This is a genomic window from Pseudoalteromonas sp. 1181_04, from assembly GCF_052850545.1.
Genome location: NZ_VXCS01000001.1, coordinates 326,504 through 335,305 on the forward strand (window position 1 = coordinate 326,504; position 8,802 = coordinate 335,305).

Annotated in this window: 6 protein-coding genes; 4 read left to right on the forward strand and 2 right to left on the reverse strand. The window is 41.1% G+C overall.

Translation table 11 applies throughout. The annotated features are described in order from the left end of the window. Positions 1-301: 301 nt before the first annotated feature. Positions 302-631 (reverse strand): hypothetical protein, encoded by a 330-nt coding sequence (locus FW757_RS01375; RefSeq protein ID WP_446440788.1) that lies wholly within the window; start codon positions 629-631, stop codon positions 302-304. A 29-nt stretch (positions 632-660) separates the two neighbouring features. Beyond that, positions 661-2,685: a bifunctional tRNA (5-methylaminomethyl-2-thiouridine)(34)-methyltransferase MnmD/FAD-dependent 5-carboxymethylaminomethyl-2-thiouridine(34) oxidoreductase MnmC gene (gene mnmC / locus FW757_RS01380; protein ID WP_182785311.1), complete on the reverse strand. Its 2,025-nt coding sequence runs from the start codon at positions 2,683-2,685 to the stop codon at positions 661-663. 177 nt (positions 2,686-2,862) lie between these two features. On the opposite strand from mnmC, the gene fabB reads away from it, so the two are divergent. The 4 genes from fabB to FW757_RS01400 form a co-directional block, all read left to right on the forward strand. After that, positions 2,863-4,074 (forward strand): beta-ketoacyl-ACP synthase I, encoded by a 1,212-nt coding sequence (gene fabB / locus FW757_RS01385; protein ID WP_145241506.1) that lies wholly within the window; start codon positions 2,863-2,865, stop codon positions 4,072-4,074. Between the two features lie 109 nt (positions 4,075-4,183). Then, on the forward strand, positions 4,184-5,302 hold the full coding sequence (locus tag FW757_RS01390) for a 4-phosphoerythronate dehydrogenase (protein ID WP_446440789.1): 1,119 nt from the start codon (positions 4,184-4,186) through the stop codon (positions 5,300-5,302). 51 nt (positions 5,303-5,353) lie between these two features. Then, a complete protein-coding gene (locus tag FW757_RS01395; RefSeq protein ID WP_145241502.1) occupies positions 5,354-6,370 on the forward strand; it encodes an aspartate-semialdehyde dehydrogenase in 1,017 nt (338 codons plus the stop codon). Between the two features lie 319 nt (positions 6,371-6,689). Further along, positions 6,690-8,802, forward strand: a 2,113-nt coding sequence (locus FW757_RS01400) for a FimV/HubP family polar landmark protein (protein ID WP_446440790.1), incomplete at its 3' end; no start/stop codon positions are given.

Sequence of the window (8,802 nt, forward strand, 5' to 3'; positions counted from 1 at the left end):
AATAAAAACGGCTAGCTTTCTAGCCGTTTTTGTATTTAATACTTAAACAACCCAAGTTTAGCGACAATGCCTTTTCAAGATCATTGAGCTACTTAACTGTCTTATCAAGATGATCCGCTTGTTGGGCAAGCGATTACCTTCTAACATCGGAAATAAATTAGGGTATTTAAGATAGTGATCACCTTTAAGCCATTAGCTTCGGGTCTCACGGTATCGGGCCTCGTTTTGCTTTGGTGCTTTTGCTATAAGCTTAACAATTTGTTTTATGCATACGTATTCAGATCAGTTCGCCGTCAAGCGATTATGGTTGCGTGATCATAATCGCTATTTCGGTTCGGTAGTCACGAGCATATAAGCTGATCCGCACGGTTTTCTTGTCGATGGTATAAAACAACGTTCGGCGTTTATTATCACCGATAATAAGCTCAGCCTTACCTAAAGCTTGTTGATAAAAAGCACTCACTTTTGTAATCGACTGAGCAACATAGCCAGTTTGTATCAGTGGGTAGTCATCGGCAATTTGTAATGAGTACTTAAAATCAGCTGGTAGCGGAACGCTGTCTAAATTTGCAGCGCAAGTCAGTGAGGTTAGGCTTATTGCTAACAGCAGTGGTGTTATTATTTTTATCATATTGGTTCCTACACGCTATTTTTGCTAAATTAAATTTTATTTCGAATTAAATCTCTTACAATAAAGCGGGCTGGGTGAATCGCTTGGCTTACTCGTTCACTCAAAGGCTGTGGTTCATTGTTAAGTGCAGCAACTAATTGTTCTGCACACAGGGGCGCACTGCATAAGCCACGAGCCCCAAAGCCTGTGAGTATGTGTAGTCCTTGTTGTGGTTTTTGTAAGGATTGATATTGATAGCGTTTCCCTGCGCGTAAATTGGCAAACGCGTGAATATAATCACTTTGCTGCGGCCATTCTCCGGCCATAGGGAGGTGATCAATAAAACTACAACGTACAGCGGCTTTAGCTGCCGTGATCTCACCTAGACTACTGGCAAAGTCGGTTTGTCCATAAAAGTGAAGCAGTTGCTCGCGATTTGTTTGATTGTCTTGGTCTTTGACTGCGCGGCTTTTTGAGTTCTTCTCGAATGTTGCGCCCATACAGTGATGGTCTAAATAAGCAGGAGTAAAGTAGCCTTTATGACATAGCACGGTTTTTAGTTTACGTGATGCAGGACTTGCTTGTACATGGGATACTTGACCACGCACGCCAACAATTGGCAGAGCCTGAGTTTGTACAAAACGGTCGCTGTGCTCACCAGCACATACAATAACGTCACTAAATGGGCCAAACTGTTGCCCTTGGCTCAATAACAGCCAGCCTTGCGGGGTTTTCTCAAGCTGTTCGATATCACAATTAAAATGGCTTTTAATTGGTTTGAGTTTATGGGCTTGTTGGAACAGAGCGCTCACTAATTGTGGTGGGTTAACCCATCCACCTAACGGGAAATATACGCCAGAGTAGCCTGTACTTACACCGGCAATTTCATCACCTTGCTCAGGCGTTACGCCGTGCATGAGTTCATCTGGCCACAGCTGTTTATGTTCAATATTTTGATGGCGCTCAACTAAGGGTTGTTTGATCGCGTGTTGTAATACGCCGCACCATTGATGATCATAGTGAAAGCCATTCTCAGTGAGTTGCTGATAAAGTCGTTTCGCATATAAAAAACTGTGCGCAAAAAGCTCACTGTGCGGGGAGTTTTTTGCTTGTAAGTGCGGATAAATCGCACCTTGTACATTATGAGATGCGCCCATCGCGAGTTGGGGATCTTGGCAAAAAAGTTGGCTGTTAACCCCACGTTTCGCCAAGCTATATAAAATAGCGCTGCTGGCTATCCCTCCGCCAATGACAGCAACGTTTTTAAGTGAACTTTGCTGATGAGCCAGATAAGGTGGCGCCGATTGTGCTTGGTTAGCATGGGCTAAAGAACCAATCAGCATTTCATTTTTTTTGCCATGACCTTTGATTTTTTGTACCGCAAACCCTGCATCAGCAAGACCTCTACGTACAACACCTGCAACCGTAAAGGTTGCAAACGTGGCATTACTACGAGAAATATCCACCATTGAATTAAATAAGGCTGGCTGCCACATTTCTGGATTTTTACTCGGTGCAAAGCCATCTAGATACCACGCATCGATAATACCTGTTTGCGGGTAGCTTATAGCTGCGAGTGATTCTTGCACATCGCCAAAATATAAATCGAGTATAATTCGACCATTATCAAATTCAAGACGATGGCAACCAGCCAAATTAATCGGGTACTTAGCAAGTAACTGTTTACTCAATGGTGCTAAACTAGGCCATACTTGCAATGCCTTTTGCAGATCGTCTGTTTTAATCGGATACTTTTCAAAAGAAATAAAATGTAAGCGCTGCACATTCTGTTGTGCTGAGTTGTGAACTTCTTGGCTTTGATGTTGCCTACTGGTTAGATGATTTTTAAATTGTTGCCATGTATTTAAAAAATTAAGCCCAGTACCAAAACCAGTTTCAGCGATAACGAAATGTGCACGGTCATGATTTTGTAATCGATGAGGCATATTATTTTGCTGGTAGAACACATAATCAGACTCAGCTTGGCCATCATCGTTCGAAAAGTAGACATCGTTAAAGTTGTCTGCAACGGGTGTACCTAAGTTATTAAAGTGAATTTCAGCGTTTTTAATCATGGCATGCAATTAATGAGTACTTTTTTTCATTATTTTACGTGTTTTCTTTGAAATAGTCTGGCGTTATTTATAAGCTAGAGGTTCAGAGTACAAGTGTACGCTAGAAAGCTGACCACTTCGTTGTAAGTTTCAGCGTAAAATAGAACACAATTTAGTATCAAGCTAAGGTAATTACCCATGAGAAGAGCCGTTATTACGGGCATCGGTGTTGTATCAAGCATCGGTAACAACAAAGAAGAAGTATTAGAATCGTTAAAAACAGGTAAGAGCGGAATCGCTTTTAACCCAGAATTTGCTGAATATAAGTTACGTAGTAACGTATCTGGCAAAATTGATATTGACGTTAAAGAGTTTGTTGATCGTAAAGCAATGCGCTTTATGGGCGATGCCGCTGCGTATTCGTATATCTCAATGGCACAAGCAATTGCAGATTCTGGTTTATCTGATGATCAAGTATCAAATGAGCGCACGGGTATCATTGTGGGTTCCGGTGGTGGTTCATCTAAATGGCAGGTTGAAGCGGCTGACATTTTACGTGAAAAAGGCGTAAAACGTGTAGGTCCTTATATGGTTCCGCGCACCATGGCCAGTACAACATCGGCATGCTTAGCAACACCATTTAAAATTAAAGGTGTTAACTACTCAATCAGTTCAGCATGTGCAACCTCTGCACACTGTATTGGTAACGCAGTTGAGCAAATCCAATTAGGCAAACAAGACGTTGTTTTTGCCGGTGGCGGTGAAGAGCTTCACTGGACATTGGCAATGGAATTTGACGCAATGGGCGCACTTTCTACTAAATATAACGAAACGCCTGAAAAAGCCTCTCGTACTTATGATGCTAACCGCGATGGATTTGTTATCTCTGGTGGTGGCGGTATTGTTGTTGTTGAAGAACTTGAACATGCGCTTGCACGTGGTGCACACATTTATGCTGAAGTTGTTGGCTATGGCGCAACATCTGATGGCTATGACATGGTTGCACCATCAGGTGAAGGTGCTGCACGTTGTATGCGTCAAGCAATGCAAGGCGTTGACAGCATTGATTATCTAAACACTCACGGTACATCTACACCAGTAGGTGATGTAAAAGAGTTAGGAGCAATTCAAGAAGTATTTGGTGGTAATTCACCGATGATCAGCGCGACTAAAGCAATGACAGGCCATGCACTGGGCGCCGCTGGTGTGCATGAAGCTATTTTCTCACTATTGATGTTAGAGCATAGCTTTGTTGCGCCTTCAATCAATATTGATGAGCTAGATGAACAAGCTGCAGGCTTAAACATTATCACTGAGCGTAAAGACGTTGAACTAAATACTGTTATGTCTAACAGTTTTGGTTTTGGTGGTACTAACGCCACGTTAGTGATGAGTAAATATAAAGGCTAATTAAAAAGCCACATTACAATTAAAGCCGAGCAACTTGCTCGGCTTTTTCGTTTTCAAAGTCGGCTATGTTCGTTACAATAGCGGCTCTTAGTGCTTACTGGACTTGTTAATGAAAATTCTTGCAGACCAAAACATGCCACTTGTTGAGCAATATTTTGCTGATTTTGGTGAAGTAACGCGTTTTGATGGTCGTACATTACAAAGCGAACAGCTAATTGATGTTGATGTATTATTAACTCGCTCGGTAACCTCAGTAAATGAAGCACTGTTAATACATGCTAATAAATTACGCTACGTAGGTACGGCGACAATCGGCGTTGATCATATTGATACTGATTTACTCAAACAACGTGATATTGCATTTACGAGCGCACCTGGTTGTAATGCCGTTGCTGTGGCTGAATATGTGATCAGTAGCTTGTTTGCACTGTGCCAAGAAAATGCCTGCACCTTGGAACACAAAACCATTGGGATTGTCGGAGTGGGCAGTATTGGTAGCTGTTTGCGAGATAAATTAGCCGCGCTTAATGTCACTGTATTAGTATGCGATCCACCTAAGCATGAAGCGGGACAATTAGCCGAGCATACAGATATTGATGAGTTGTTGAGTAAAGCGGATATCGTCACTTTCCATGTGCCGTTAGTAACGACCGGTAAACATAGTACCTTGCATTTAATGAACAAAGCGCGTTTAGCAGCGCTTAAACCTGGCACTATTTTGATTAATGCCAGTCGCGGCGATGTGGTCGATAATCATGCTCTACTGGAAATTATGCGCGGTGGTGCCAAGCTCGATGTGGTATTAGATGTATGGGAAAACGAACCTTCTATATTAACTGAATTGCTTGAGTTTGTGCGTTATGCCAGTGTCCATATCGCAGGCCATACCTTAGAGGGTAAAGCACGTGGCACGCAAATGCTCTATGAAAAGTTGTGCGAGCTTAAAGGTTTGCAAACAGGCAAAGCATTAGCTGATTTTTTACCAGTGCCTGCGGTTACCCAAGTTACATTACAAGAAACCTTTAGCGAAGCTGATTTAAGTCAGTTGATCCATCTGGTTTACGATGTGCGTCGTGATGATGGTATTTTGCGATGCAACTTAGCAAGTGAAGGGTTTGATAGCTTACGTAAAAACTACCCCATTCGACGTGAATTTAGCACAGTCAAAGTGCTAGGTGCAGGCGCATATTCGCCTTTGCTGCAAGGGCTTGGTTTCGTAGTCGAATAACTTAAAATTTAAACAGCGGCCACAATGGCGGCTGTTAAACGAGGAATACACATGTCACAAAAATATAATGTTGCCGTACTTGGCGCTACAGGTCTTGTTGGTCGCCAAATTATTGAAACGTTAGAAGATCGTAAGTTTCCTGTTGATCAATTATTTTTATTGGCAAGTAGTCGCAGCGCTGGTGAAGATATTAAGTTTCGTGGTGAAACTATTGAAGTGCAGGACGTTGAAGGGTTTGACTTTAGCCAAGCGCATATTGGTTTATTTTCTGCTGGTGGCAGTGTGTCAGAAAAATACGCACCTATTGCCGCTGATGCAGGATGTGTAGTAATTGATAACACTTCGCACTTTAGAAATGATTTTGAAATACCACTGGTTGTGCCAGAAGTAAATGCAGCAAGCCTTGCTGATTTTAGAAATCGCAATATCATTGCTAATCCTAATTGCTCAACTATTCAAATGATGGTGGCATTAAAACCTATTTATGATGCATACGGCATCGATCGTATTAATGTATCTACTTATCAAGCAGTATCGGGTGCAGGCAAAAAAGCGGTTGATGAACTTGCAAAACAAACTGCTAATTTAATGAATGCACGCCCTGTAGATAGCGAAATATTTCCAAAGCAGATGGCGTTTAATGTTATCCCACAAATTGATGTTTTTGAAGATAACGGTTACACCCGTGAAGAAATGAAGATGGTTAACGAAACCCATAAAATTCTGGGTGATACCACAATTGCTGTTAATCCGACGTGTGTACGAGTTCCGGTATTTTTTGGTCACTCAGAAGCGATTAACATTGAAACACGTATGCCTTACGACTTTGAACATGTAAAACAGTTACTTAATGACGCGCCAGGGCTTGAACTTATAGAAGACGAAGGGGATTACCCAACCCCGGTTACGGATGCAAGTGGTAATGACATTGTGTATGTAGGGCGCTTACGTCAAGATATCTCACATCCGCATGGTTTAAATATGTGGGTTGTAAGTGATAATACCCGTAAAGGGGCCGCAACGAACAGCGTGCAAATAGCTGAAGAGTTGATAGCGAACTATCTTTAATTAAAAGCAAGAAAAGCGGCAGTTTGTCGCTTTTTTATTTTTTAACTGCCAAATAATTGCCGCATAGCTGCTAAAAGCGTATAAACTTAATCTTAACGATAAAAAACTCTTCCGGCTAATAAAGTTTAAGCTATTACGTATCAAAGTGTTGCGATGGATATTAAGCCGCAACTGGTTTATAGTTTGCAACTGGAATAGAGCTTGCAGGAAAGACTTAATTAACTATTTATTTATGTACGTTATTTCTGCAAGAAATAATCAATGTTTAAGCGTCTAATTTAATGGCGCTGCGTTAACATTTAAACATTAAAGGATCAGCATGCGCGGTTTAGCTACACTCCTCTTATTAGCGTCTGCATTGGTGGTAACACCGATATACTCCCAAGACGGCAGCCAACTTAAAGGCCCTAAAGGCGTTGATTATGGCGTTCAAGGGCGTTCTATTGGGCCAATAAAGCCAACCGATACGCTATGGCGTATTGCTGCAAAAGTGCGACCAGATAACTCCGTCAGTATTTATCAGGTTATGCAGGCTCTATATGAAAAAAATCCGCAATCATTTTTAGATCAAAATCTCAATCATATGCGCGATGGTGCGTATTTAAAAATTCCTACCTTAGCCGATATCCGCGCAGTAAGCCCGGAGCTTGCCAAACAGCGCTCAGAGCAAGATGATGAGCTATGGGAAAAAAAGAAAAATGGCACGCTTACGAACAGCGAAATTACTGCTTCACAAACCAAAGTAACTCAAGCACGCAAAGTGGATGTTGATGAAGCTAAGCAAGAATTAAAACAAGAAATCAACAGCATTAAAACCCAACAGGGCAGTCAGCTTGTTGAATTACAAAAGCAGTTCAAGTCGTCAGTTGATAATGTCGAAGAAATTTTAGTTGAAAACAATAAATTAAAGCAACAGTTAACTGGTGTGTCTAAAGAGCTTGAAAATATTCGTGAGCAACTTGGTAAAGACAGTGAAATTCAACGCCAACTTTCTGAATTGATTGCAAAACAGAACGAAATTATAGAGCAACAACAAGCAAAAAAGCTCGAAGAGACTAGTGAGTTTGACTTTGCTGGGCTGTTAGCCAATCCGCTAGTTCTTATTTTATTAATGACAATTCCAGCGTTATTGATCATCTTTGCAATCGTGATGTTTTTACGTAAACGTAATAAAGAAGATGAAAGCACAGATGATGACGAATTTTTACCACAAAGCCCTAGTTATACAACAGAGGATGATGTTGACTTAGGACCATCACTTGATCCAATTATTCCAGATCCAGTTCAAGAAGACGATGATGTAAGTATTCAGCTTGATGATCTTGAGAACGATATTTTACCAGATGACGACGATATTATTTTTGATGACAATATTGATGATGCGTTTGAGGATGGTGACAGTTTATTAAATCAAGACGAATTAGATGGCTTACTGAGCGACGACATTGTATTTTCTGATGAAAGTGACGAAGCTAAAGAAGATGATGAACTTGATATCTTCATGCAGCAAGATTTTGATCAAGCAGATGATGATAGCTTAGGTGACGACATTGATTTAGATATTAAAGCTGACAACAATGATGGCGATATTTTAAGTGCAGCAGATCTAGATGATTTATTTGCTAATGACAGCGATGAACCGACTGCTGAATTAGATGACTCGCTTGATTCAGATGATGACTTAGCAGCACTCAGTGAAGAGTTAGCAGATGAAGGTGATGATTTTGACATTGATGCATTGATTGATGAACAAAGTAGTAATCAACCGACAGATAAGAATGACGGCGATAATGACGAATTTGATTTAGACGATATTGACAGCCTTATTGATGAAGCTGGCGATAAAGCAACAGCAGAGCCAGAGCTGGCAGAAGAAGATGAATTTGATTTAGACGATATTGATAGTTTAATTGATGAAGCTGGCGATAAAGCAACTGCAGAGCCTGAGCTGGCAGAAGAAGACGAATTTGATTTAGACGATATTGATAGTTTAATTGATGAAGCTGGCGATAAAGCGACTGTAGAGCCTGAGCTGGCAGAAGAAGACGAATTTGATTTAGACGATATTGATAGTTTAATTGATGAAGCTGGCGATAAAGCAACAGCGGAGCCGGAGCTGGCTGAAGAAGACGAATTTGATTTAGACGATATTGACAGTCTGCTTGATGAAGCTGGCGATAAAGCAACAGCAAAGCCGGAGCTGGCTGAAGAAGATGAATTTGATTTAGACGACATCGATAGTTTAATTGATGAGACTGGCGATAAAGCAATAGCAGAGCCAGAGCTGGCTGAAGAAGACGAATTTGATTTAGACGATATTGACAGTCTGCTTGATGAAGCTGGCGATAAAGCAACAGCAGAGCCGGAGCTGGCTGAAGAAGATGAATTTGATTTAGACGACATCGATAGTTTAATTGATGAGACTGGCGATA